This is a genomic window from Pseudomonas sp. HLT2-19-2, assembly GCF_054898005.1.
Map to the genome: position 1 here is coordinate 3,228,493 of NZ_CM142712.1, position 24,317 is coordinate 3,252,809.

The following is a 24,317-nucleotide window of genomic DNA, read 5'->3' on the forward strand; positions in this document are numbered from 1 at the left end:
ACAAAGCGCTTCGATTATTGATCTGCGACTTATAACGCTATTAGCGGGCGTTGGACTTAATGGACTTCTCGCTGGAGCGTAATGATCAACCCGGATTTCAATGTGCTTTGATAAAGCCCATCACGATGCCGACTGAAAAACAGCACTTTTGAGCCTTCAGGCCCAGTGATTGCAATGCCGTCAGGCTCCGTAAACCAACCGATTGTTTGCTCGCCCAGCCAGGCGCTCAGGCACGTGGCGCCCTCGCCCAGGGTTTGGTTAGCGTGCAGTTCGAGGGTGCACACGTTTGACGGTTTGTCCTGCAACGCCTGGGACTCTGGCGAGTCATCTTTGGCGATGAGGGTTACCTGCCATTTACCGGCCAGTTCCGAGGGGTCTGCTAATTTCAGGCTGCTCGCCATGGCTAAATCTCCAAAAAACATCATGAACGTCGCCAATAGCCACACGGTTGTTCTGCAGGTGAAGCCGTTATGGATCATAAGGCGCTTTACTCATCTCAAGGGGCGGAGAGCAGCGCATCTGCGCTGCCCTCCTTTTTCACCTCACATCACGCAGCGATGTCGGAGTAAGCCGCCTGGCCCACGGTGCTGACCAGGAAATCAGCCACGCCGTGCCCGGAGAAGTCCACCGACAACAGGCTGTTACCGCCCGAAGAGGTCAACACCGCATCGCCTGCTGCACCGGTGAACGAGTTCACGAAATGCAGGCCTGCGCCTTTGGTGATGCCGGTCAGGTCGATCTTGTCCAGACCGCTGACAAAATCGAGGATCTGGTCAACGGCACCAGGTTTGGAATCGCTGCTGGCCGCGAACACGAAGGTGTCCGAACCGGCGCCACCCCACAGTTTGTCCGCACCGCCCGCGCCGAAGAGGATGTCGTTACCGGCACCGCCTTTCAGTTCGTTGGACACGCTGTTGCCGATCAGCAGGTCGTTGCCCGAACCGCCGATGGCATTCTCGACGGTGACTCCCTTGGCGATAGACACGTTACCCACCAGGCCGCCAACGTCGGAGAACGAGGCCTCGTTGAGGTTGATCTTCTGGTTTTGGGTAAAGCCAGAGAAGTCCAGCGTGTCCTTGCCGCCCGCATCCCATACCGAAAATACAACCTTGTCCGACGACGAAGACGCGCTCAGGAAGTCGCGACCGGCGTTGGAGTTAAAGCCGTAAGTGGTGTCACCGGTACGGGTGGTGGTGTTGGCACCGTAGAGCTTCTGGATGGCCGCGATATCGTCCATCAGCGGGCCGGACGAATAGGCTTCGACGCCGCCCTTGCTGAAGTTCTGGCTGGTATTGCTTTCACTCCAGTAGCTCATGACGCTGTAACCGCGGGTGTCTTGCCCGTAGGACGCGTCGTTGTAGGTCGGAGCGCCCTCGCCGGCGTTGTAGTCGCCAGGGTGGGCCAGGCCCAGGGTGTGACCGATTTCGTGGGTCAGGGTCTGCCGGCCGTAATTGTTCAGGTCCGGCGTCTTGTTTGGCGTGTAGCTGCTGTTGGTCAGGTACCAGGAAGTACCGTCATAACCCGCTCCCGTGCCAGGCAGATAGGCAAAGGCCGCCGCGCCATCCTGGCCGCCGCTGTAGTTGCCGAAGGTCATGTGACCGTCGCCGCCCGTGGCCTTATCCGTGAACGTGACATTGGCCACGTCGGCCCAGGATTGCATGGCCAGCACGGCCTGGCCTTTCTGCTGGGTGCTGAACTGGCTGAACCCGGTAATCCCATGCTTGTTCATGGTGCTCGACGAGGCCGAGGTCAGGAACGTGTAGGTGAGTTCGACTTTGCCGCTGCCGTCCTTGTCCTGGTAGGCAGCGCCATCGCGCAGCAATTGGGTAGCTGCCTGGTCGACGGAGAAGGAGGGTTTGCCATTGACCGTGAGGTTGCCACCCCGATCATATTGATGGCTGAAGCTATTGATCTGGTTGAACGCAGAACTGGATGCCGCCAATGCTTGCAGTGGCTGGAACGCCTGTTCAGCGGAGTCAATAGCGTTGTTTTTTACTTTCGACATAAACACACTTCCTTGTTTTGCTATGAACAGTTTTTTGTCAGATAGCGACAATCTCTGGCGAGATCGTCCTATCACTCGCCCAATGAAGGCCAAAGAAAACTGACACAATTTGAAATCAAAAGTCTACATTTTTTTTGACGTCAAATTGAGTTGTTCCAGCAAGTACCCGGAAACAATGCTTGTGCTGTCGAAATATTATTTGTAGTTGAGGGTTTCGAGGGAAATTTCTGACAATCGACTATTTAAATATTAAATACAGGAAGTTACTTTTTGTGGACGGCATCTCACTTTGCTTGCGTTGTTAGTATAAGTGCCAGCACATTGCCCGCCTGACTCAACGCGTCAGGCGGGGCAGGTAGCTTTAGAACTCGGTGATGGAATATTTCACATCGACTTTATAGCTAATGTCTTCGATGCTCTCCGTATTAAAAACAAGCATGCCGGAGATGGGCTGATTGGGATAAGTATTTTTGAGCTCGACGTTACCTCTATTTGCCTTGTAGTAATGCACTTTCGTGCTATCGGCGACGTCTTGTTTAAAGTAGGAAAGATGGAGTACTTTCTCGCTGTCAAACCGATAGGTTCCGGAGGGCGTGTCTATTTTAGTGAGCTGAAGCGCGACACCCACTATATTCGCAGGGTTTTCAGGGTCAACCATCGACCCATGAAATCGAAGCGTTCCCTCCTGTTCATCGCGCCAGATCCCATCAGCATTGAATTTATACTCTTCATTGGTCTGACGATTAGTGACGGTTCCTTTGATAAAACCCGTCGCTACTCCCTTTTCGCTTCTACCCGGTTCAGCTGGCTGTAGCACGTTAATGGACATGTTCATGCTCCTTGCAGTTGAGGGAGGCGATTATTCGCCCCGCCAAACCATATTTAGCATTAGCATCTGGGCTTTGTAACCTGTCATAAATGACAGGTATAAAAACTTCTTTTTTATTTCCTAATCTGATTGATGCCTACGCCGGACTTACGACGCCTGCCTTGCGCTGTTCGGAATCAGCTCCCCGTCCGAATCTTGTTCCACACTCGCGTCCGAACCCGGTCGATGTTCAGCGGCATCGCCTCCAGCGCAAACAATTTCCCCATCATCTCCGGGCTCGGGTAGACCTTGGTGTCATTCTTGATCGCCGGGTCGATCAAGCTGTCGGCCTGTTCGTTACCGTTGGCGTAGTGCACATAGTTGCTGATGCTGGCCATGACGTCCGGGCGCAGCAGGTAGTTCATGAAGGCATAGCCGGCCTTTTCGTCCGGGGCGTCTACCGGCATGGCCACCATGTCGAACCAGATGGCGGCGCCTTCCTTGGGAATCGAATAGCCGATGTCGACGCCGTTCTTGGCTTCTTTCGCGCGGTTTTCAGCTTGCAGGATGTCACCAGAGAAGCCGACGGCCACGCAGATGTCGCCGTTGGCCAGATCGCTGGTGTACTTGGACGAGTGGAAATAGCTGATATACGGGCGGACTTTCATCAGCAGCGCTTCAGCTTTTTTGTAGTCTTCAGGGTTTTTGCTGTGATGCGGCAGGCCCAGGTAGTTCAGTGCTGCCGGCAACAGCTCGGGGCCGTTGTCGAGGATGGCCACGCCACACTTCTGCAGCTTTTTCATGTTCTCGGGTTTGAAAATCAAGTCCCAGGAATCCACCGGCGCGTTATCACCCAACACCGCCTTGACCTTGGCGATGTTGTAACCGATGCCAGTGCTGCCCCAGAGGTACGGGAAGCCGTGTTCGTTGCCCGGATCGTTGGTCTGTAACGCTTTGAGCAGCGCCGGGTTGAGGTTTTTCCAGTTCGGCAGTTGGCTCTTGTCGAGCTTCTTCAACGCCACACCCTGAATCTGCCGCGCCATGAAGTGGTTGGACGGAAATACCACGTCGTACCCGGATTTGCCGGTCATCAACTTGCCGTCGAGGGTTTCGTTGCTGTCGAAGACGTCGTAGCTGAACGCGATGCCAGTTTCTTTCTGGAAGTTTTTGGTGGTGTCCGGGGCGATGTAGTCCGACCAGTTGTAGATCTTGACGGTCTCGGCCGCGTGGCTGAGGGACGCGATGAGCGCCAGTGGAGCCAAAGTCAGGGTCTTTCGGATCATGAGTCGATTCCTGTTTGGTTTGTATTCTTTTTATTGGAGAGCTGGCAGGCAATCAGAGGATCAAAAAATCAAAACGTAGGTCTTGCGCACGGTTTCCTGGATATCCCAGATGCCGAGGCTGTTGGCTGGCAACATCAGTGCATCGCCGGCTTCTATGTGCAGGGTTTCACCGTCATCCGGGGTAAAGGTGCAGCGCCCCTGGATGAAGTGACAGAACTCCTGGGCGATGATCTGTCGCCGCCAGCGTCCGGGTGTGCATTCCCAGACGCCGGTTTCGACGCCATCGTCGCGCTCAACGCTGGTGGTCGAGGCCACCGCCACGGGTATGCCCAGAGGTACGGCGACCGGGTTCGACGCTTCCAGCTTCAGGGTTGCAGTGTTCTTGAATTGCGTGATGCTCATGGGAGTACCTGTCGATTGAGCCTATAGATGAAGAGCGCGCCGTTTACTGCATGAAACCTTCCATGAAGCCGGCAAGACCGCTGGCCAGTTTGCGACGCCAGGGTGCGGTGGCCGGGTTGGCCAGGGTCTGGTCTTCGTGGACGAAGCTGCGGATGATCGCGTTGTAACCGAGCCAGCGACAGGGCTCCGGCTCCCACGCCCTGAGCGCATCGAGACCACCCTGGATGACCCACGGCTGGCGAACCAGCTCGGTGTCGCGCTGCAGAATCAAATCAGCCAGGGTCCGGCCGCCCAGGTTGCTGGCACCGACGCCCTCCCCGCCATAGCCGCCGGAAATCGCAATGCCGCTCGCTTGATCGCAAAGCATGTGCGGCTTGAAACGCCGGGACATCCCCAGATTGCCGCCCCAGGCATGGGTAATCCGCACGTTCTTGAGTTGCGGGAAGAGCTCGCCGAACAGATAACGCCGCAGCTCCACTTCGCTGGTGGTCAAGTCGAAGTCATGGCGCAACTTGGCAGCGAACTGATAACCGCCCCGCGCGCCAAACACCAAACGGTTGTCAGCCGTGCGCTGACCGTAAGTCACTTGGCGACTGCTTTCGCTGAAGGCCTGGCCGCGACTCAGGCCGATTTCATCCCACGTGGCAACGGATAGCGGCTCGGTGGCCACAATCAAGCTTTGCACCGGCAACTGATAACGCCCCAAAGGTGGCAAGGTGACCGAGTAACCTTCTACCGCCGGTACGATCCAGCGGCTACGAACCGAGGCTTTCGCCGTGCGCAGCCCCCCCGACTGCCACTGGGTGACCGGGCTGTTGTCGTAAATCCTGACACCCATTTTCTCCACCGTCCGGGCCAGACCTCGCACCAACTTTGCCGGGTGAATGGTCGCGACGTGCGGTGCATAGATACCGCCATAAGGTTTGGCGACTCTGATCTGTTGCGCCAACTGTTCGGGGCTGAGCCAGCGGTAATCGCTTTCGGTCAATCCCTGGCTGTAGAGCTTGTCGAGATAGTGCCGAAGACTGGCTTCCTGTTCTGGATAGCGTGCGGCGCAATACAGCGCCCCGCCTTTGCGGTAATCGCAGTCGATACCTTCACGTTCGAGGACAATCCCGACTTCATCCGGGATGCCGTGCAGCAAATCGAAAGAAGCTCGGCGCTGTTCGGGCGGCAAGTCGGCGAGCAAGCGGTCTTCGCCCAGCACATTGCCCATCAGCCAGCCGCCATTACGCCCCGAGGCACCGAAACCGGCGGTTTGCGCTTCAACGATGGCGATGCTCAGGTCAGGCGCCAGGCGCTTGAGGTAGTACGCGGTCCAGAGCCCGGTGTACCCCGCGCCAATGATGGCGACGTCGACGTCCAGATCCTGTTCCAGCGAAGGACGCGCCAATAATGGCTCGTCGAGTTGATCCATCCACAAACTGATAGTACGCCACGCCGGCATGCAAGACTCCGCCACTCAAACTTCGATGACGTCGATCCTAGTGCGTGGACTTAGAGGTTGTCTTGCGCGCGTGCACGCAAAGAAATTTGTTTTACGTAGGCCTTGGGCGACTGGCCGGTGTGCTGACGGAAGCAGCTATAGAACGCCGACAGCGAATTGAACCCGGCGGCAAACGCCAGTTCGTCAATACGCAGTGGCAGCGTGGCGCTATCGAGTGCCGCGAGCAAATGCTGCAGGCGCGCCTGGTTGACGTATCGATAAAAGCTCTGGCCAAGCACCTGATTCAGCAAATAGGAAATCTGATTGCGGCTGTACCCGCACTCGTTCGCCACCCGTTGCAGGTCAAGTTCGGGATCGAGATAAGGCTGCTGGCGCTGAAAATATTGCTGCAAGTCTTCAGCCATGAAGCTCAGCTGGCGCGCAGACAGCCCGAGCCGACTGACCGCTGGGCGTTGGCTGCTTGCGGCCTTGCTGACGGGCTGCTCATGCACCAGCGAGGCGTACTCGTTGACCCGCCAGATCAGTCCGTCACGGACGGTAATCGCCTCGCTGGCCCGGAACGACACCAGCCCTTCACCGCCGCGAAGGGTGATGCGGTACTGAATGAACGCCGTGTTGCCGTCCAAACGAATACGGTCCGAATGCTCCAGGGCTTCATCAGGATCTCGGGGCATGCTGCTGCGCACGTACTCACGTAACTCAGACAGGCCCATCACACGGTTCTGGAAAAAATCACTGTACTGAATCTCTGGGTGATAGAGCGCCATGACCCCGTCCAGATCCCGGTGTTTCCAGCGCAAGTGATAACGCATCACCGTGTCGCCCGTGGCCTGGGTTTGCAGCGGACCATCATCATCGGCGTGCATAAAGGACTCGGCGAGAAAAAAGCCGAGCTTGCCGAAGATCTGCTTCAGCTTCAATGGCCAATGAATGGTCAATGAATGGTCAATGAATGGTCAACAGTGGTAGCCAACTGCCGGAAATCCACCGTTCTCATGACCTGCATCAAAAAAACTGAAGCAATCGCTAAACGGACTGAAAAATCCACATTAATTTCACATCTGGATGCTACTTTTAAAGGCAGTCACCGGTTGAGCCATTGAAGGCTCTTCCCTCCTAACATGAGCTAAAGGAAGCGCTCGATGAATAAGGCGGGCAACACATGAATAAAGGGTTCAGTAAAGTCACCTTTCCAAACGCCTGCCAGCTGATGCGCTGGCATTTTCATCCCATGGGTTTCGAGGCGAGCATGGACGCGCCGGGCAGCATGATTGCCCGTCTATTTGACCGTGCCAGTGGCGAGACCATGATCGCCATCGCGGGTATTCCTTGCGCGACGGTAATGAATGCTGCGGATGTAGAGCGAATAATCGAAGCGGTGGAAGATGAGCTAGAGGCTTTCATTCCGCCAGTCGCCCTCAGGAGCTATGCCTGAAGGCAGAACACTCAACAACAAGCCCACGTTAAGTGCAATGCTGTTCACTTAAGCGGAGCAGCTTTGCGGTTAACCGGATACCGGGTTTTTGACATCTTCACCGCCCTGGGCCTCGCCGGTCTGGGGCGTTTTGTTATGAAAAGCACACCGACGCTACCGCGAAGCTCCTCCAGGCGTCTGGGTGTGTGTGACGGCGACACTGCTCCAGCCATGACGACGAGATGGCTGGCGATGTGCCGACAGGCAAACTTGAAACTCACTTCGCTCGGCGCTCGCTTGTGAGCAACCGCCGCCTGACTGGCTTCCCGACGTACCACGTTGTAAGCCAGTAAGAGTCCCCACAACTCTTGATACACCAGATCCACGGTCTTGCTGCGCAGGGTCAAGGCATTGTCTTGCATCGAGCTTTTGATATCCCTGAAGCCCAGCTCTATTTCCCATCGCTCGTGATAAAGGCTGGCGATCTGTTCGGCGCTGAAGTGTGAGGCCGGCAGCGAGGTGAAGACGGTTTTTTCTTTCCCTTCGACTTCATAGGTGACGGCCCGTACTTGCCAGTACTCAGGCAAAAGTGGGTTCTTCTTGCGTGCCTGCGGCGAGACTTTCATCTGTACCAGGTAATCACCATCGCCGTAGTGTTCAATCTCTGTACGAACCGTACCTTTGCGCTCCGGGATCATCCAATGCCGGTTTCTCTCAGTACTTTGGATGCTCAACAACAAGTCTGCACTGAAAAAACCTTTGTCCAGCAGTGTCACCGAATGATTGGGTATGGTCTCGACGAAGTCCTTGGCCAGCGGGATTTCGCCCTTGCGGTAAGGGCTGATAGCCGCATTGGCGATGATGTGAGAGCGGGCGTTCATCAGCGCAACAAGGCGCAGCACCGGATAGGGAGTTTGACGCTCGGAGGAGGTATTGCCGGAGCCAAAATGTTCGCGCAATGATGACGTTTCCGGGGTTCGAAACAAGGCACCGTCGACGGCAAAAACCTGAAGGCCGTGCCAGTCGTCTTGCGGGTAGCGCTCGTATCCCCAGGTATTGGCGCACTGCTGAAACAGCCAGGCCACGGGCTGGTTACCCAGGCGCTGGCGCGCCTGAGACAGGCCGCTTTTGGCCAAAAGCACTTCATTGGCAAGGCCGTCGGCACAGATATTGAGTCGGCGAGCGACCTCAACTATTGGCTCTCCTCTGAAAAGCGCCATCCCCACTACCAGCCAAAGGACCATGTCCGAAGGCAGGCGTCGACGTCGGATAGTCGCTTTGTCCGCCAGAGCGGCCGCAGCGGTGATCCAATCCTGAGGAATGTGATCGGTGAACACCTCAAGGCGTGAGAGTGGCTGTTCAGCGAAGTCCAGAACAGCGCTTAAATCCTGAGCAACAGACATAAAAAATCCGGAATCTTTATCAGATTCCGGATTTTCCTGCTGTCTGAGAATTAGTCAACAATCCTTAAGTGAACAGCATTGCACGTTAAGTGGGCTTTTTTGTGCGCAAGATTTTACGGCTCACGCCAATGGCTTGCCCTGTCGGTGATCGGCAAAGAACGCCTTGCCCTTGCCAATCCGATCGGAAGCTTTAGGCAGGTTGGCCGCCTGGGTGTCTTGCCCATCGACATACCAGTAGCAATGACTCACCGCCCGAGTGATGCCGACGTATGCCAGCCGCAGGATCTCGTCTTTCTGTGCGTTGTCGTACGCTTCGTTGTCGCCAGCCTTTCCCAGACCTGCCATGCGGTAGACCTGGTTTTTGTAAGGTGAACTGGTCAGGTGCTGACAATCACCCAGCAGGAACACGGCGTCAGCCTGCAGCCCCTTGGCGCTGTGATAAGTCAGTTGTTTCAGCCGCCGCGCTTCGTACGGCAAGCTAGAATCAACATTAACTACAGACTTAATATGCTCTTCTATCAATGACTTATCGCTACTTTTTCGATAAAGCATCAAGATTGAATCGCCCTTTCTGTAATGCTCCATCAGACGTTCGGCCATGCCTTGATCGTCGCGATCGAGAACATTCACCGGCAGCAACGCCTTCGGCTCGCCACTTGCCCTGGCCTTTTTGCCAGCGATCGCGGGCGCCGCACGAACGATGTGTTCGGCGGCATCGATGATGTGCTGGTGACTGCGGTAGTTGTCACTGAGCATGACTTTGGTCGTGCTCGGTGAAGGGAATTCCTTGTTGAATTCCATGAAATACGTCGGCGAACTGCCCCGCCAGCCATAGATGGACTGCCAGTCATCACCCACACAGAGCAATGACGAACGTTGTGCGCCGCGCCCCACGTGCATGGCCGGTCCGCGACTGCGGATTTCGGTCAGGCTCGCGCGGATCCATGAAACGATTTGCGGCGATACGTCCTGAAATTCGTCGATCATCAAGTGCGACATTGGCCTGAGCAACTCATCGCTCAGCAGCTTCAGGTTTTCCGGGGAATGTTCGCTGAACAAGGCGAACATCCGGTTATAGGTCATCACCGGTGGCTTCTGATCGAGCAGATGATCTTCCAGCGCTCGCCAGTACAGACTCAAGGCCTCGAAGAAAAACCGATCCGGGTCGTCCTTGGCAAAACTCATCTGACCCACGGCATTGGGCACATCCAGGCCGAGGTTCTCAATAAACCCCGCCGCAGCGACGAAACAGTCCAGCAACGGCGCAGAACCGAGTTCGCCCTTGACCTTGTAATCGAAACCCGGACCAGCACTGGCATCACCGGCAAGAGAAGCCAGCACACGCTTTGAAGATTCGTAACTATCTAGCCATATCAATGGCTTACGACAGAAAGCTTGAAACAGGGTGCGCTTCACCGCCCATTCTGCCCTTACGGTCAGTTTGGCATTCGGGCGGCTGACCTGCGGGTTTTCCCGAGGATCGAACCCCAGCACCACCCAAGCGTCGAGGCTCGGAATATAGCCATGACAATGAAACGTTGAGCCGTTGATATCGAACGTCTGGCGATTCGGCTCGATGCCTTTGATCGGCCAGGCCCCCGCGCGAAACCACAGATCTTCAACAGCATCGCAGAGCTCTTCATCACGCTTGGCGGCCAGTTCGGTCACGGCCATTCGCTTCTGCACGTCGGGGTGATCGCGCTCCAGCTCCTTGAGCTGCAACGCGTGACGGGACAATGGCTTGATCAGTTCGCGCAAGCGCTCATCGCGAGTGTGCAGGTTGTGATAGCAAGCGTTGAGTTGTTGGCGCTGAGCGTCGTTGATGCGCAAGTCGAAAGGATTGCTGTCAGCCTCCTCATCGCCGTTCTGCGGACGGTGACTGAGGTTTTCGAAGGCTTGCAGTCGCTCGAAGCCCGACAGGCTGCGAACCATCGGCAGGATTCGCGAATGAAAGGTGCGCACCAGATCTCGCGCCTCTTTGAAACTGAGCGCCCGACCCCAGAATGCAAACAGCTCAATCAGTTTGTTGATGAAATCTTTGCGCGATTCACGGGTAAAGGTCACCACCGTCATCGAACTCAGCTCGAACCCCAGATAATGGGTCAGCAGCAAAATCCGCAACACTAACGTGGTCGACTTGCCCGCCCCCGCGCCGGCAATCACCGAGGTCGAGGGCGTGTCGCTGAAGATCATTTTCCACTGCGCGGCACTGGGCTGCGCATGCGGGGCCAGCAGTCGAGCAACATCAGTCTTCATGCGCTTCTTCAACTCGGCGCTCAACGGCAGACGCCAATCGTCGAACAGATGGTCGTCAACGTTGGGCGGTCGGTGCTCGGTGGAGCGCGAGTCGCGGATCAGCAACACCTGCCGGCCTTGTTCCAACCCTTCAAGCTTGCCTTCTTTATAGCCGTAATCCACGCCGGCACTGTGCCCACTGCGAAAGCCATCGGCCTGGCCATGCAGCCAGGAAGCACGGTGCTGTGCACGCAGACGCGTCAGGCCGTGGCCAAAAAACCGGGCAGCCAGACGCTTGAGCAGTGGCATCTCGGCCAAGGGACGAAGTTCAGGAGGAAGATCGGGGGTGTGTTGCGGCACGCGGGCTGACTCCAGGGTGTGAGGCTGTGGCGGCTATGGTGTCTGCATTTGCCATTCAGTTCTACTGAAATGCTTACAGGTCATTGGCTTATGCGATGAAGTGAAGGTTGCGTGAGAATCTTTCGAGGTCAGTTGATATCAGATTATTCGATTGTACTGAGGCATTTTTTACGCTTTTTATCGATTGGTACCTGATAGATGATGCTCGCCATCAACCACCGGTTCGCGTTTCGTGGCTCAGACGCTCTGCCCCATGACGAACCTTTTCAGGAGACGATCATGCTTGAACTCAGACCCTTCAAATCCCTGGGCGGCGCCCACCATGGCTGGTTGGATGCTCATCACCACTTTTCGTTCGCCGAGTACCATGATCCAAAACGCATGGACTGGGGCAACCTGCGGGTGTGGAACGACGACGTGATTGCTCCTGGTACCGGTTTCCCGAAACACCCGCACCGGGACATGGAAATCATCACCTATGTCCGTGAAGGCGCGATCACCCATGAGGATAACCTGGGCAACAAGGGTCGTACCGAAGCGGGCGACGTTCAGGTCATGAGCGCCGGCACCGGGATTGCCCACAGTGAATACAACCTGGAAGCGACCGAGACCAGGATTTTCCAGATCTGGATCATCCCGAACGAATCCGGTCTGGCACCGTCCTGGGGCGCCAAGCCTTTCCCCAAAGGCCAGCGCGAAGGTTTCGTGACGCTGGCGAGCGGCAAAAATGGCGACGATCAAAGCCTGCGGATTCGAGCCGATGCGCGACTGGTGGCGGCGAACCTGAAGGCCGGCGAATCCGCCGAGTATCACTTGGACAATGGCCGTCGCGCTTACTTGGTTCCAGCCACCGGCGTCATTGAAGTCAATGGCTTGCGTGCACAAGCTCGAGACGGTGTCGCCGTTGCCGATGAGCAGGTGTTGCGGGTGACCGCCATCGAGGACAGTGAAATCGTTCTGGTGGACTTGGCCTGATCGTGTAAACGCGGGACAAAAAAAGGGCGACCGTCATGGTCGCCCCTTTTTATTGTCTGCTGCACTCAATCACTTCGCAGCAATTGCACCATCCACCAGTGTTTGCGCTTCTGCCACCAATTGCTTGAGGTGGTCGTCACTGACGAAGCTTTCAGCGTAGATCTTGTAGATGTCTTCAGTGCCCGACGGACGCGCCGCGAACCAGCCGTTCTCGGTCATGACTTTCAGGCCCCCGATCGCCTGGTCGTTACCCGGGGCGTGGCTGAGGATGCTCTGGATCGCTTCGCCCGCCAGCTGGGTCGAGGTGACCTGGTCCGGCGACAATTTGCTCAGCAGCGCCTTCTGCTCAGGGTTGGCCTTGGCGTCGACCCGTACCGAGAACGGTTCGCCCAGTTCATCGGTCAAGGCGCGATAGGCCTGACTTGGGTCACGGCCGGTGCGGGCGGTCATTTCTGCTGCCAGCAGCGCCGGGATCAAGCCGTCCTTGTCAGTGCACCAGACGCCGCCATCCTTGCGCAGGAACGAAGCGCCGGCACTTTCTTCGCCGCCAAAACCCAGCGAGCCGTCGAACAGGCCGTCGGCAAACCACTTGAACCCGACTGGCACTTCGTACAGGCGACGACCCAGACGTTTTGCAACGCGATCGATCAAGCCACTACTGACCACGGTTTTACCCACGGCGGCATCGGCGCGCCACTGCGGACGGTTTTGGAACAGGTAGTCGATCGATACCGCGAGGTAGCTGTTCGGCGCGAGCAATCCACCGGAAGGAGTCACAATGCCATGGCGATCGTGGTCCGGGTCGCAGGCAAACGCTACGTCGAAACGCTCTTTCAGACCGATCAGGCCCTGCATCGCGTGACTGGACGATGGGTCCATGCGGATTTGGCCGTCCCAGTCGACCGTCATGAAGCGGAAGGTCGGATCGACCTGTTTGTTGACCACTTCCAGATCCAAGCGGTAATGCTCGGCGATCGCTGACCAGTAGCGCACGCCTGCTCCGCCCAGCGGATCGACACCCAGATGCAGCTTGGCATCGCGGATAGCGTCGAAGTCGATCACGTTGATCAGGTCAGCGACATAATTATTGAGGTAATCGTGACGATGGGTCGTGCTGGCCTTCAGCGCCTGCTCATAGCTGATGCGCTTGACGCCGGCGAGCTTGTTGCCGAGCAGCTCGTTGGCCTTGGCTTCGATCCACTTGGTGATGTGAGTATCGGCTGGGCCACCGTTGGTAGGGTTGTATTTGTAGCCACCGCTTTGCGGCGGGTTGTGCGACGGCGTGATGACGATGCCGTCCGCCAGGCCCGAAGTGCGTCCGCGGTTGTAGCAGAGAATCGCGTGGGAAATGGCCGGTGTCGGGGTGTACTCGTCACCTTCGGCAATCATCACCGTCACGCCGTTGGCAGCCAGCACTTCAAGGGCGCTGGCGCCGGCCGGGGTGGACAGCGCGTGGGTGTCGATGCCGACGAACAGCGGGCCATCAATGCCTTGGGCTTCGCGGTACAGGCAGATCGCCTGGCTGATCGCCAGAACGTGCCATTCGTTGAAACTCAAGTCGAACGAGCTGCCTCGGTGCCCGGACGTGCCGAAGGCAACGCGCTGGGTCGAGATGGCGGCATCGGGCTGGCCGGTGTAATAGGCCGTTACCAGTCGCGGGATGTCGACCAACAGTTCTACCGGTGCCGGTTTGCCCGCAAAAGGACTGAGTGTCATGCAAAACCTCTGAAAGAGAGTGGTTCAGGAATAGGACGCAGTTTACTGGCAGTTTGACCGCAACGCGATGGGATCAATCCACGAGTGTCAGGGATGTTTTGTGGCCCCGTTCAATCGATCGACTCCAGACGCAAGGCATCCCCTAACAGGCCCAGTGCCGCGGCCAAGTCGTGGTCGCCGCCGAAGGTGTGACTGAGGCGCAAGTGTTGCGCGTGCAAACCCTGGAGACTGAACAGCTCTCCCGGTGCGATCACCACTTGGTGTTTGAGCAGGCGATGGAACACTCGACGTACATCGACCTGACGCAGCGAACGGACCCAGATGGTTGCACCGCCCTGAGGCTCGACGAAGCGCAAGGCATCGCCCAGACGCTCCTGCAACAGCTGAGTCATCTGCACCTTGCGATCCTTGAGCATCCGCCGTAATACCAGAAGGTGCTGATCGACACGTCCGTTGCTGTACAAGCGAGCGATGGCTTTCTGACGAATTGGTGACAGGCGAAACGAACGCAGAAGAAAGTGCCGTTGCAGTTCAGCACTGAAATGCCGCGAGAGCAAATAGCCGTAGGGCGCTTCTGGCCCGATGATTTTCTCGAACGTGGAAAATACGATCAGCCGATCGGGGTCCAGCAGGTCGCGAAACCGCTGGCTGTCCGGCTCGAATCCGAGTTCGCCGTAGCAGTCGTTTTCCAACACCCAGCTGCCATGTCGCTCCAGCAATTGCGCAACAGCTTGTCGGTTGTCCTCGGGCGCCAAGCTGCCTCGCGGCATGTTCAGCCCGGATGAAACCATCACCAGCCGCACCGGTTCGGTCTCCAGCAACTCCTTGAGCCACTCGACGTCCAGGCCGCCGCTGGATTGCACCGCCAGTTCAATCACTCGTACCTGCGCAGCCTGGAGCAACCGCAGAATCGCCCAGTCGCACGGCGACTCGACCAGCACCGTAGCGTCCTTGAGGCTCAACACGGCGATCAGTATTTCCAGCACGCCGCGCAGGTCGGCGCCAATATAGACATCGTCGGCGTGCCAGCATCGCAGCGGAGAGGAGGTGTAGCGCGCCGCCAGGGCCATGCGTAGCTCCAGCTCGCCACACGGTTGCGATGACGGTTGCGGCTGGCGCGGATACTGGCGCAGCAGTTCCCGCTCCAGCAGTAACAGCGGGCTGTCGAGCGGCTGTAACAGCGCCGGCTCATCGGCGCTCAAGACCAGCATTCCTGGGCGCCTGGCGTTGACATAGACGGTTTCAAGCAGGTCATTGCCACTGCTGAGTACGCTGATGGAGGACACCGGTAACGCGTAATAGCCGGATTTGGCGACCGAATAAACGCGCCCTTCCTTCTCCAGCAGCGAATACTTCATACTGCAAGTACATAAAAGACATCAGTTTTTCCGTATCGTGCCAATAAAATCAGTGTGATAGCATTTGGAAAGACGCAGGGTTGTTGGGCTTTTTTGTAAAAAACAAAATTCACTTACTAAAACTCCGATGGGAAGTGTTAACACGATGACAATGATAGTGAGAGACTACAAAGCGCGAGACGGCAGTCGCTTCTCACTGCTCATAGACCTAGAGGGAGATGCCTTCCCGTTGTTCTATCCAACTGCATTCATCACCATGCGGATGGCGAGCAAAACAGCTGGCTCACAGAGGGTCGCCCTGTTCGCCCTGAAAAGACTGTACGAATGGGCCGCGCGGCATAAGATCGATCTTGACCACAGGTTCGCGACTAAGAAGCTACTGACCGTGCCGGAGGTCGAATCCCTCGTCCAGGCGATATCGGTGAACACCAAAAAGCGCGACGGCACCACTATCAAGGGAGCTCAGGTCGACTACTCGCTCGACATCCTGAAAGTCTATTTTGGGTGGTTGTTCGGCCACTGGATCACTGACTCGAATGCCACAGAGAACGCAAAGCTAATTGAACGTCTTCAGGCCAATCTCCAAGAGCGTAAGAAGAAAACCGGTTCAAAGTCTAAAGCGAAAAGGGAGCGTATCGCCAAGAGGCTCAGTGACCCCGCAGATGCGGCGCTCTTGGAGCTGTTCGAGAATGCGGACGAACTCATGAAGGGTACCCCTGGATCTGAGCCAGAGGAGCAGGCTAGCCTCAGCAAACCAAACCAACTCGTATCTCTTTTCAAGCGAGCGGTCTTATTTCGCAATGTCCTTGCCCTGCGCATCCTCTACGACACAGGTATGAGGTTGGGCGAGTTACTTAGCCTTCGGTACCCAGATTTCATCCCTGCATCTGGTGGAGACAGCGCCCACATCAGAATCCGCCGCAATCATGATGACGAGTTTGATCGCCGAATGAACCAACCAGTGGCGAAGACATTGGGGCGAACTCTCAAAATCTCAGAACATCTTGAGAAGATGATGTTTGAGTATCTGGGAAGGTATCGAGCAGAGATCCCTAACGTTGGCTTCAAAAACGAATCGTTCATCTTTGTGAACCACAAACGGGGCGAAAATCAAGGTCGAGAGATCGAGATTACGACGTTTCGGTCTGCTCTGTCCGTGATCATTAAGCGAGACAAGAGACTCAAGGGACTGCACCCTCACCTGCTTCGACACCACTGGAATTACAGATTTTCCGAGCACTGCGAAAAAATGGGCTACAGCGATACAAAAATTCGGCAGGAGCGCGAGCACTGGATGGGATGGGTCGAAGGATCGTCATCGGCGCTCGACTATGACTTGCGTCACATTCAACAATCTGCGAACGAAACAGGTATTGCTGTCGCATCAGATACTGCAAGGAATAAATTTGATCGAAAACGATCAGGCAGTAGTCGCTATGGGCAGTGAAATCGGCTGTTGTTTCGATCACGGACAACGATCGCTTGCCCGGAGCTCTATGCACCAAAGCAGATATCGCTGAGCACAAATGCACCCGCCAGCATTCCGCTCTGAATCGTCAGTAAATACAGTACATGGTAAGATTTATGGCCTCCAATAATAACGCAACAATAAACGCCGCAAAAGCTATCGATCGTCTTGACATACCGATCGAAGATATCGAAATCATGACGAATTTTGATCGCAATGAACTCCCATCAAGTGGTTCTTACAGCGTAAGATTCTCAAATACGAGCGTCACTATCGCGGATCGGCGAACAGTTGATATTAGAAGTATCCTAGACATGGATAACCAGACTGTACTTGGATTCAAATCCACACTAGAAGCGATTGCCATCAGCAACTTACTTGCGCCTTCGACCTTGGGCAACTACGTTAACAGAATCGAACAAAGCATTAAAATAAGCTTAATCAAGGAATTTACTCATAATTCCTATCGAAAACTAATTAAACAGGTATCTCAAGATACTAATCATGCCTTCACGTCTATTCTAAAAACATGGTATAAATTGGGCTATCCTGGCGTTGACGCAGAGGCATTTAGCGTTGTAATGGCCTTGAAGGCCCCAGGTATGCAGAGTCGGAAACGAATTACTTCGGATGACCCCACAGAAGGCTGGTATACAGCTCAAGAATACGACGATCTAATAGATACCTATTGGCTAGACTACGAGTCGGGGAAGATCAGCCTGCGAGACACGTCGGCACTGCTGTTGATGGGCCAATACGGCAAGCGAGGAATCCAGCTTGCTAATCTTAAAGTATCTGACTTTCTTTCAGATGGAGAAACTGGAGGTCTTTCTGGGAAGCGTGTGACTTTTCCAGGCTCCAAGGATAGGAGTGCCGAATATTGGTTTCGGGGCTCAAAATTCGAAACTCATCCAATGGGCGACGACCTGTGGAACCTTTGCTTGCTACAAATTTATAATACCATTGCCGATCATGAAAAACATTTCCAACGCAAACTTACTGAAGCTGAGCGCAATGAACTTCCTTTTCTCCAGCGTGATATGACCCGGTTGAAAAAATTAAATGATGGTTCGTTTCCAATCGGCCTGTCGAGCGCTGTATTCCATCTAAGCAGCTCAGCGATTTCTACAGCATTGAAAAGAGTCTCAGGATCCATAGTCGTCTCTCACCGCACTGGGAAGTCGGTACGTGAGTTTGCCTATCGAATGAGGTATACACGCGCTCGACAGCTCGCACGCTTGGGCGTACCTCGTGCGACCTTACAATACTGGCTAGGCCACAGTGAAAATACCTCTCTCGATCACTATTACGACGACCCGGCAGAAGATGCTCGGCTGCTAGATCTTGAAATGCAAGTGATACTTGCCCCTCTCGCTCAGGCCTTCTCCGGTACATTAAGGGATAAAGAGTCTGATGCAGTTCGCGGAAACAATCCTGCCAGCCGCATTGAATTGGACGGTCATCACAGCGTGGGTACTTGCGGGGAGCACGGGTACTGCAATGCGTCGGTTCCAATCCCGTGTTACCGTTGCGCGAAATTTCAACCGTGGGTCGATGCTCCTCACGAAGAGGTGCTACTAAGGCTCATCGAACGGCAAGAAGAAGAGAATAATATCCACATGCCGAGTAAAACTCGCCGGATCCTAGTACCTCTCCAGCTAAATAAAGATATTGCTGCTGTCAAGCTGGTCATCAGACTCTGCGACGCTCGCAAACAGGAGCTGAGATCAGCTGCACAAGAAACTCAAATGCATCTCGATGAAGGCAACAACTCTATCGATGCAAAAAAGAAACACAAGGCCAGGTAGACAGCATGTCCAATCCAATCAACTTTCAGTCCAAAAGCCAGATCGCTTGCCAGAAACACCTGCAGAGTTACATCCACCTAGCAAAGCACGTAAGCCCTATTTGGAAAAACCACCCTGGCTTCGACTGGAATACAGATGTATGGCATACACCGCGCGGCAAGTTACGCTTTATGACTTACGGGGTAAAGCTACAGGCATCAAAGGTACCAACTCGTGATCAGCAATTTGATCCTGATTTTATGGAATTCGCCAAGGCTTACATTGTCAACACCCGGAAAGGTGATCCTGCCAAGGCCTTTCGGGTTGACTATCTTGCTGTCCAAATTATTGGTGCCGCACTGACTTTAGTCGACGGCCATGCTGATATCACCCGATTGTCCGAGCGACATCTTGATAAAGCAGTTGAAATCATCAAGCAACGGAATAAAAGCCACCACGCCACAGCCGTCGCGGTGAAAGCCTTGGCAAGGGTTGTTGCTGAACAGAATATTTCCCCGCACTCGATCAAGTACTGGGCATCCCCTTTTAACGATAACTCGCAAGCGGAAAGCGCAAAGCCTGTCAAACAATCGCTTCCCGATGACGAGGCCATATTAGCGCTAGCCGAAATTTTCTCGCGCGGTTACCACAGCGACGATCTCGATGATGAGGCGGTTTACATCACGAGTATTACCGCAATTCTGTTATCAGCACCGATGCGAATTGCCGAGAAGCTAAGGCTCAGATTAGACTCGATGAAATCTGAAAAAGATAAAAATGGCGATACGCAATGGTATCTGCATTACTACTCCACGAAGAATAAAAAAATCATGACAAAAGGCGTTCCAGCCACCATGGTGGAGCATTGCAAAGAGGCATTCAGGCGCTTGACAGCCATTACGGAGCCAGGGCGCAAACTCGCTTTGTATCTCGAGAGCGGCAAAACTGAATTTTACCCTCACCCTGCCGTACCTGCCGTACCTGCCGATCAGATTTTGACGAAAGATGAAGTAATCTCAGCGCTTGGTCGTCCAACGGAAAAATCGACCGAGCAGGTGATGAAACACATGACGGGGTCGTACAAACTCGAGGGCTGGACGTTGAATAAATTGTGGGAGATTGTTCGGGCCTACAATATGAAGCTTAACCCTTTCTTCCCATATCAAGTTGATTCTGAGCTGCATATTACAAAGCCACCGAAAATGTCTGAGTCTTTGTTGTGTTTCCTCAAGCTTCAGATCAGCCAGGGGCTGGCAACCAGCCCAGTGCTGCTGACACCAGCAAACCAACACTACTATTCATCACGTGTAGGCCCGGATCGGGTGGCTACAACTAATGGCAAGACTTATCCCTCTTTCTTCACAAAGCAGGGCTATCCAAGCCTTTCTCTCCGATCGCACCAGTTACGACATTTCCTGAATACCGCAGCGAAAGAAGCTGGGGTTGGGATTGAGACCATCACCAAGTGGAGCGGGCGCGCATCGGTTAAGCAGACGCGTGACTATATCCACCAGGATCCGATGCGCAAAGCCGAGATGTATAGCGCTGATGTGATTCCCGTGAAAGACGTCACCCCTAAGCCCATCACTGCTGCCGAATACAACATCCTCAACAAGGGGCCGATTATCTCAACGCGGTATGGTATCTGTACGCACCCTTGGACAATTAGTCCATGTCAGAAATCGGGCGATTGCTTGAATTGTTCTGACTTGTTGCATTGTAAAGGGCACAAGAATTCATTGGCAGCTGTGAAGGTTGAGCGGGATCATGTGGCAGAAAACCTTGCGGCAACTGTGAAAGAGATCGAGGCTGGTAATCGCCCGGCAACGCGTTGGGTGGAAACGCATACTCATTACCTGGAACGTCTGAGCCAGATTGTAGCCATGCATGAAAACCCTGATATTCCGGACGGCAGTCCCGTACAAATGGTAGGCAAAGACTTCACGCATGCGAAGCGGATCATCCTCAATAAGCAGCCGGCAGCTGAACTGACGAACAATACCGGCAGCGTGCTTAGCGGTATCGACGATGAAGATCTGCAACTTTGCCTTCAAGAAATGATGAGTGGTAACTGATATGCCCCGCGCTTTTACACCCAAGGAACTCAAAGCCATTGTGGCGATTATCAGGGATTGGCCGATCAAGCAAAAGCTGACCTGGGATGAGATCTGCAAAGCGGCTGAATCGGTGCTGGACTTTGTTCCCAGCCGCCAGGCTTTTGTCGATAAGCCGGCAGTGATCAATGCCTACAAGGTTCGGAAAGCGGCGATCACCTCCCACCGGGACAAGCTAGCAAGCATTCCGAAACCGAAGAGCCTTACAGCTGCGGCGGAGACGATTGCAAGGCAGCAGGAGGAGATCAGGCAGCTCAAGAACGAAGTCCAAGCGATGGCAGAGATGGCCCGACGCTTTATACACAATGCCGTGGTGCATGGGTTGAAGCGGGAGCAGTTGAATGCCCCGCTGCCAAAAGTTGACCGGAAATGACCGGAAATGACCGGAGAGACAGGGTATGTGCGGGGTGTCGTGACATCCGAATACTGCAACAACGGCTGCTGCTACCAGTCCCTCAAGGTTGCCCCGGCTCGTCACTGTCATCGTTGTCGGAAATCCGCCAGTTACCAGTTAAGGGAATGACTGCACTATGTTGGTACCTCCCGAATGGCGATTTTGCGTCGCGAGGAGGAAGCTGGAATGAATGTTTCCGCTCCAGCAACTCTGGAAAGCGCTTAAAGACCGTTAGGTGGTGCAAGGGGATGGTTTGAATGTAGGCTAAGAGATTGCCGAGGTTGATGCTGACGCTAGGGTTTCCGGGAGCTAGAAACTCATCGCTCAGTACATGCGAAAGATTCCACTCGATCGAATCGATATGAATGTCAGGTCGGGCATCAGTCCAGGACAATGCTAGCTGTTTGGCGTGGTGGTAACTGCGGTAGCCAAGACCTTTAGCGAGAAGTTCCAATGCTTGGGTATGCATGATCGGTTTCAAGCCAGGCCAGGTTTTGAAGAGGAAGCGAGCGGATTTCTTCATACCTGTCAACACCGGTTGAAAACTGACCCACCCTACCGAAGTAAAACTGACCCACCCCGGCGGTGTTTGAGGTCTGTTTATTTCTGTGGCGAGGCCGTTTCTCTCGGCACCACCTGACCTGATTTCAGCTTGTCCTTCAGTCGATAACTCTGTCCGCTGACCTGGACGATATGCGCATGGTGCAGAAGCCGATCCAGCAGCGCAGCGGTCAGTGTCGAGTCGTCCGCGAAGGTCGTTGCCCACTGGCTGAACGGCAAGTTGCTGGTCAGCACCAAGCTGCCATGTTCGTACCGTTTGGCGATCACGTTGAAGAACAAGTTGGCTTCGTCACGGCCGAACGGCAAATAGCCGATCTCATCAATCACCAGCAGTTTCGAGCGTTGAACAACGCGACTGAAATACTGAGCCAGGCGCCCTTGATGGTGCGCGGCGACGAGTTGCAAAGTCAGGTCGGCGGCGGAGATGAATCGGGTCGAAATGCCTGCCATGATCGCCCGATAAGCCAGAGCGCTGGCCAAGTGTGTTTTGCCAACGCCCGAAGGCCCCAGCAGCACGACGTTTTCCTTACGCTCGATGAAGGCCAGCCCGGCCAGTTCCAGGATCTGGCTTTGCGGCGCGCCGCTGGCGAATTTGAAGTCGTATTGTTCAACCGTTTTTACCGCCGGCAGCCCGGACTGTTGCAGCAGCGCTTGCCGCCGCCGCTCGTTTCGAGCGCGATCCTCGCTCAGCAGAAGCTGTTCCAGGAAGTCGGCATAGCTCGTTTCTTTTTCGGCCGCTTGCTGGGCCAGTGCCGGCCAGTCCGTCGCAAAAGTGTCCAGCTTGAACTGTTGGCAAAGAGACTCGATGCGCAGATGTTGAAGGTTCATGGACGTACCTCAAGCAGTGCCTGATAGACCGAGAGCGGATGCTGCAAGCTTTCCACCGGCATGGGTTGGACGACTGAAATCATGCTGCTCGCAACCCCTTGGATCTCTGGCAGGGGCAACAAGTGGTGCACTTCGGTATCCAGTCGGTGTTGCGGTATTTCGCCCGTCGTCGCATGTGTTCGGGCGTTGGCGACCTCCATCAACCAAGGGCCGATCTTGCTGTTCGCGACCTCAACGTCCAACAGCAAGTTGACCTGGTTAAGTGACGCGGCCAGTGGCACTACGAAGCTGTTTTTCAGGTAGTGGTTGAAGCGCTCGACCTTGCCCTTGGTCTGCGCCCGATAAGGCCGGCAGACTTTCGGTGTGAAACCGTAGCGCTCTGCCAAATTCAATAGCGCGGTATTCCAGCGGTGCTGACCGGGGCCATAAACATCGCGTTCCTGGATGATTGTTTTGGCGTTGTCGAAGAGTAGCTTTCGCGGCGTACCGCCGAAGAAACGCAGCGCCTTTTCGATACCGGAACACCAGGCTGCGGAGTCTTCGCGACGGGAGAAAACGACGTAGGTCGCACGGCTCCAGCCCAACGTTGCAACGAATGCCAACAACGGATCGCGGCCACGCCGAATGACGGTGAAGTCCACCTGCATCTGCTCACCGGGCTCGGTTTCAAAGCGAACGACGGCTTCGTTTGCCTTGGATTTCAAGGTCAACAGAAAGCTGGTGAGGATTGAGTACCCGCCTTCGTAACCCTGTTCGCGGATCTCCCTCAACAGCACGATGGCGGGAATCCAATGGGGTCGAGCGGCTTCTACGCGCTGGCGCAGATAGGCCTCGAAAGGCACAAGCTTGCCCACGCGCTGCGCGCGCGGGCCATAGACGACGGGCTGGCGCTGGGCCTGTAATTTGAGGTGGCGTCGAATGGTATTGCGAGAGCAGCCCATCTGCCGGGCGATGGCCCGAATAGACAAACCCTGACGAATAAGAACACTGATTTCCACGTGTTGCTCCTGGGACAGCATGGGCAGCTCGCAAAAGCTGCATTTTGCCCAAGTGGGTCAGTTTTCAACCGGTAGGGTGGGTCAGTTTTGCATCGGTACTGACACATACCTGTATGGCGTTCAAGATCAGCGGGAAAAATGGGAAGGATCATCGCAAGCTCCGGTCGTTAGCGGTGTCGGCTGCCCGCGAATGACGACTGTTGATTGCGTGAAAAAATGGGGGGTGTAACACCCGTGACTAGGTCTTTGCGTGCCGACCGCGCGATCCAGGTAATCGCTTGGTTGGCATGCTACTGTTGCCTGACACCTAGGTCAATACGAGGAGCGAGTGTCACTGTAATCAAGTGAGTAAGCCACCGCCAATGGTGGTCGGTTCCGGAGCGTGATGAAGCACCGACGCGACATCGTTGGTGCTAATCGGATTTTGGCGAGAGTTTCACGGGGACGAACTGGCGCGATTACAAGTCGAACATACTCAGGCGGACGCCGGCGCTGGCATCACTTTCTATTTGCCTTACACCAAAGGCGATCGACAGCACCAAGGGACGACCTTCCACACCCCTGCCCTCAAAAAGCTGTGTCCCGTGCAGGCTTACATCAACTGGATCACCGTGGCCGGCATTGCTCATGGCCCTATATTTAGGAAGATAGATCGCTGGGGCAACCTTGCTGACGACGGCATCACTCCAACAGCTTGATCCCAATGCTTCGTCGATGCTTTGCGCAGGCAGTTGTGCCATCGGACATCTACAGTATCCACT

Annotated in this window: 20 protein-coding genes and 1 pseudogene; 6 read left to right on the forward strand and 15 right to left on the reverse strand. The window is 55.1% G+C overall.

Annotated elements, in window-relative coordinates; all coding sequences use genetic code 11:
• Nucleotides 1–56: 56 nt before the first annotated feature.
• The 7 genes from ACYZTU_RS15025 to ACYZTU_RS15055 all read right to left on the reverse strand — a co-directional run bounded on the left by ACYZTU_RS15025 (nt 57) and on the right by ACYZTU_RS15055 (nt 6,811).
• Nucleotides 57–479: an AprI/Inh family metalloprotease inhibitor gene (locus ACYZTU_RS15025; RefSeq protein ID WP_461963870.1), complete on the reverse strand. Its 423-nt coding sequence runs from the start codon at nt 477–479 to the stop codon at nt 57–59.
• A 68-nt stretch (nt 480–547) separates the two neighbouring features.
• Complete coding sequence (locus tag ACYZTU_RS15030) at nt 548–2,005, reverse strand: serralysin family metalloprotease (protein ID WP_461963873.1); 1,458 nt, start codon at nt 2,003–2,005, stop codon at nt 548–550.
• Between the two features lie 361 nt (nt 2,006–2,366).
• Nucleotides 2,367–2,834, reverse strand: coding sequence for a hypothetical protein (locus ACYZTU_RS15035; protein WP_461963875.1), 468 nt, complete (start codon nt 2,832–2,834; stop codon nt 2,367–2,369).
• 176 nt (nt 2,835–3,010) lie between these two features.
• Complete coding sequence (locus tag ACYZTU_RS15040; protein WP_461963877.1) at nt 3,011–4,096, reverse strand: polyamine ABC transporter substrate-binding protein; 1,086 nt, start codon at nt 4,094–4,096, stop codon at nt 3,011–3,013.
• A gap of 60 nt (nt 4,097–4,156) precedes the next feature.
• The gene (locus ACYZTU_RS15045; RefSeq protein ID WP_449645508.1) at nt 4,157–4,498 is read right to left on the reverse strand and encodes a cupin domain-containing protein; all 342 of its coding nucleotides are present in this window, start codon (nt 4,496–4,498) and stop codon (nt 4,157–4,159) included.
• Between the two features lie 43 nt (nt 4,499–4,541).
• Nucleotides 4,542–5,945 carry an NAD(P)/FAD-dependent oxidoreductase gene (locus ACYZTU_RS15050; protein ID WP_461963879.1) on the reverse strand — a complete coding sequence of 468 codons (1,404 nt, stop codon included), beginning with the start codon at nt 5,943–5,945 and terminating at the stop codon, nt 4,542–4,544.
• Nucleotides 5,946–5,995: 50 nt separating this feature from the next.
• On the reverse strand, nt 5,996–6,811 hold the full coding sequence (locus ACYZTU_RS15055; RefSeq protein WP_461971051.1) for a helix-turn-helix domain-containing protein: 816 nt from the start codon (nt 6,809–6,811) through the stop codon (nt 5,996–5,998).
• A gap of 296 nt (nt 6,812–7,107) precedes the next feature.
• Here ACYZTU_RS15055 and ACYZTU_RS15060 point away from each other — a divergent pair, with 296 nt between their 5' ends.
• Nucleotides 7,108–7,380 carry a DUF1652 domain-containing protein gene (locus tag ACYZTU_RS15060; RefSeq protein WP_033054957.1) on the forward strand — a complete coding sequence of 91 codons (273 nt, stop codon included), beginning with the start codon at nt 7,108–7,110 and terminating at the stop codon, nt 7,378–7,380.
• Between the two features lie 44 nt (nt 7,381–7,424).
• Here ACYZTU_RS15060 and ACYZTU_RS15065 read toward each other — a convergent pair whose 3' ends face one another.
• Both ACYZTU_RS15065 and ACYZTU_RS15070 read right to left on the reverse strand, forming a co-directional pair.
• Nucleotides 7,425–8,762, reverse strand: coding sequence for an IS4 family transposase (locus ACYZTU_RS15065; protein WP_461963881.1), 1,338 nt, complete (start codon nt 8,760–8,762; stop codon nt 7,425–7,427).
• A gap of 120 nt (nt 8,763–8,882) precedes the next feature.
• Nucleotides 8,883–11,357 carry a UvrD-helicase domain-containing protein gene (locus ACYZTU_RS15070; protein WP_461963883.1) on the reverse strand — a complete coding sequence of 825 codons (2,475 nt, stop codon included), beginning with the start codon at nt 11,355–11,357 and terminating at the stop codon, nt 8,883–8,885.
• Between the two features lie 279 nt (nt 11,358–11,636).
• On the opposite strand from ACYZTU_RS15070, the gene ACYZTU_RS15075 reads away from it, so the two are divergent.
• Complete coding sequence (locus tag ACYZTU_RS15075; RefSeq protein ID WP_461963885.1) at nt 11,637–12,332, forward strand: pirin family protein; 696 nt, start codon at nt 11,637–11,639, stop codon at nt 12,330–12,332.
• Nucleotides 12,333–12,401: 69 nt separating this feature from the next.
• Here ACYZTU_RS15075 and pgm read toward each other — a convergent pair whose 3' ends face one another.
• Together pgm and ACYZTU_RS15085 are read right to left on the reverse strand one after the other, a co-directional pair.
• Nucleotides 12,402–14,048 (reverse strand): phosphoglucomutase (alpha-D-glucose-1,6-bisphosphate-dependent), encoded by a 1,647-nt coding sequence (gene pgm / locus ACYZTU_RS15080; protein ID WP_461963887.1) that lies wholly within the window; start codon nt 14,046–14,048, stop codon nt 12,402–12,404.
• 110 nt (nt 14,049–14,158) lie between these two features.
• A pseudogene (locus ACYZTU_RS15085) lies at nt 14,159–15,406 on the reverse strand (aminotransferase class I/II-fold pyridoxal phosphate-dependent enzyme); the annotation flags it as partial.
• Between the two features lie 157 nt (nt 15,407–15,563).
• Between ACYZTU_RS15085 and ACYZTU_RS15090 the strand changes: the two are divergent.
• From ACYZTU_RS15090 to ACYZTU_RS15105, 4 genes are all read left to right on the forward strand, one after another.
• Nucleotides 15,564–16,853 (forward strand): site-specific integrase, encoded by a 1,290-nt coding sequence (locus ACYZTU_RS15090; protein WP_461963889.1) that lies wholly within the window; start codon nt 15,564–15,566, stop codon nt 16,851–16,853.
• A gap of 137 nt (nt 16,854–16,990) precedes the next feature.
• Nucleotides 16,991–18,682 (forward strand): hypothetical protein, encoded by a 1,692-nt coding sequence (locus tag ACYZTU_RS15095; protein ID WP_461963891.1) that lies wholly within the window; start codon nt 16,991–16,993, stop codon nt 18,680–18,682.
• Between the two features lie 5 nt (nt 18,683–18,687).
• A complete protein-coding gene (locus tag ACYZTU_RS15100) occupies nt 18,688–20,736 on the forward strand; it encodes a hypothetical protein (RefSeq protein ID WP_461963893.1) in 2,049 nt (682 codons plus the stop codon).
• A 1-nt stretch (nt 20,737) separates the two neighbouring features.
• The gene (locus ACYZTU_RS15105; protein ID WP_461963895.1) at nt 20,738–21,148 is read left to right on the forward strand and encodes a hypothetical protein; all 411 of its coding nucleotides are present in this window, start codon (nt 20,738–20,740) and stop codon (nt 21,146–21,148) included.
• 82 nt (nt 21,149–21,230) lie between these two features.
• Here the strand turns inward: ACYZTU_RS15105 and ACYZTU_RS15110 are convergent, their stop codons facing one another.
• The 4 genes from ACYZTU_RS15110 to ACYZTU_RS15125 form a co-directional block, all read right to left on the reverse strand.
• Nucleotides 21,231–21,692, reverse strand: a complete 462-nt coding sequence (locus tag ACYZTU_RS15110) for a hypothetical protein (RefSeq protein ID WP_461963897.1) — start codon at nt 21,690–21,692, stop codon at nt 21,231–21,233.
• Between the two features lie 77 nt (nt 21,693–21,769).
• Nucleotides 21,770–22,558 carry an IS21-like element helper ATPase IstB gene (istB, locus tag ACYZTU_RS15115; RefSeq protein ID WP_131061594.1) on the reverse strand — a complete coding sequence of 263 codons (789 nt, stop codon included), beginning with the start codon at nt 22,556–22,558 and terminating at the stop codon, nt 21,770–21,772.
• On the reverse strand, nt 22,555–23,577 hold the full coding sequence (istA, locus tag ACYZTU_RS15120) for an IS21 family transposase (protein ID WP_131061595.1): 1,023 nt from the start codon (nt 23,575–23,577) through the stop codon (nt 22,555–22,557). Before istA ends, istB begins: the two co-directional genes overlap by 4 nt.
• Nucleotides 23,578–24,014: 437 nt before the next feature.
• A complete protein-coding gene (locus ACYZTU_RS15125) occupies nt 24,015–24,296 on the reverse strand; it encodes a hypothetical protein (RefSeq protein ID WP_461963899.1) in 282 nt (93 codons plus the stop codon).
• Nucleotides 24,297–24,317 lie beyond the last annotated feature (21 nt).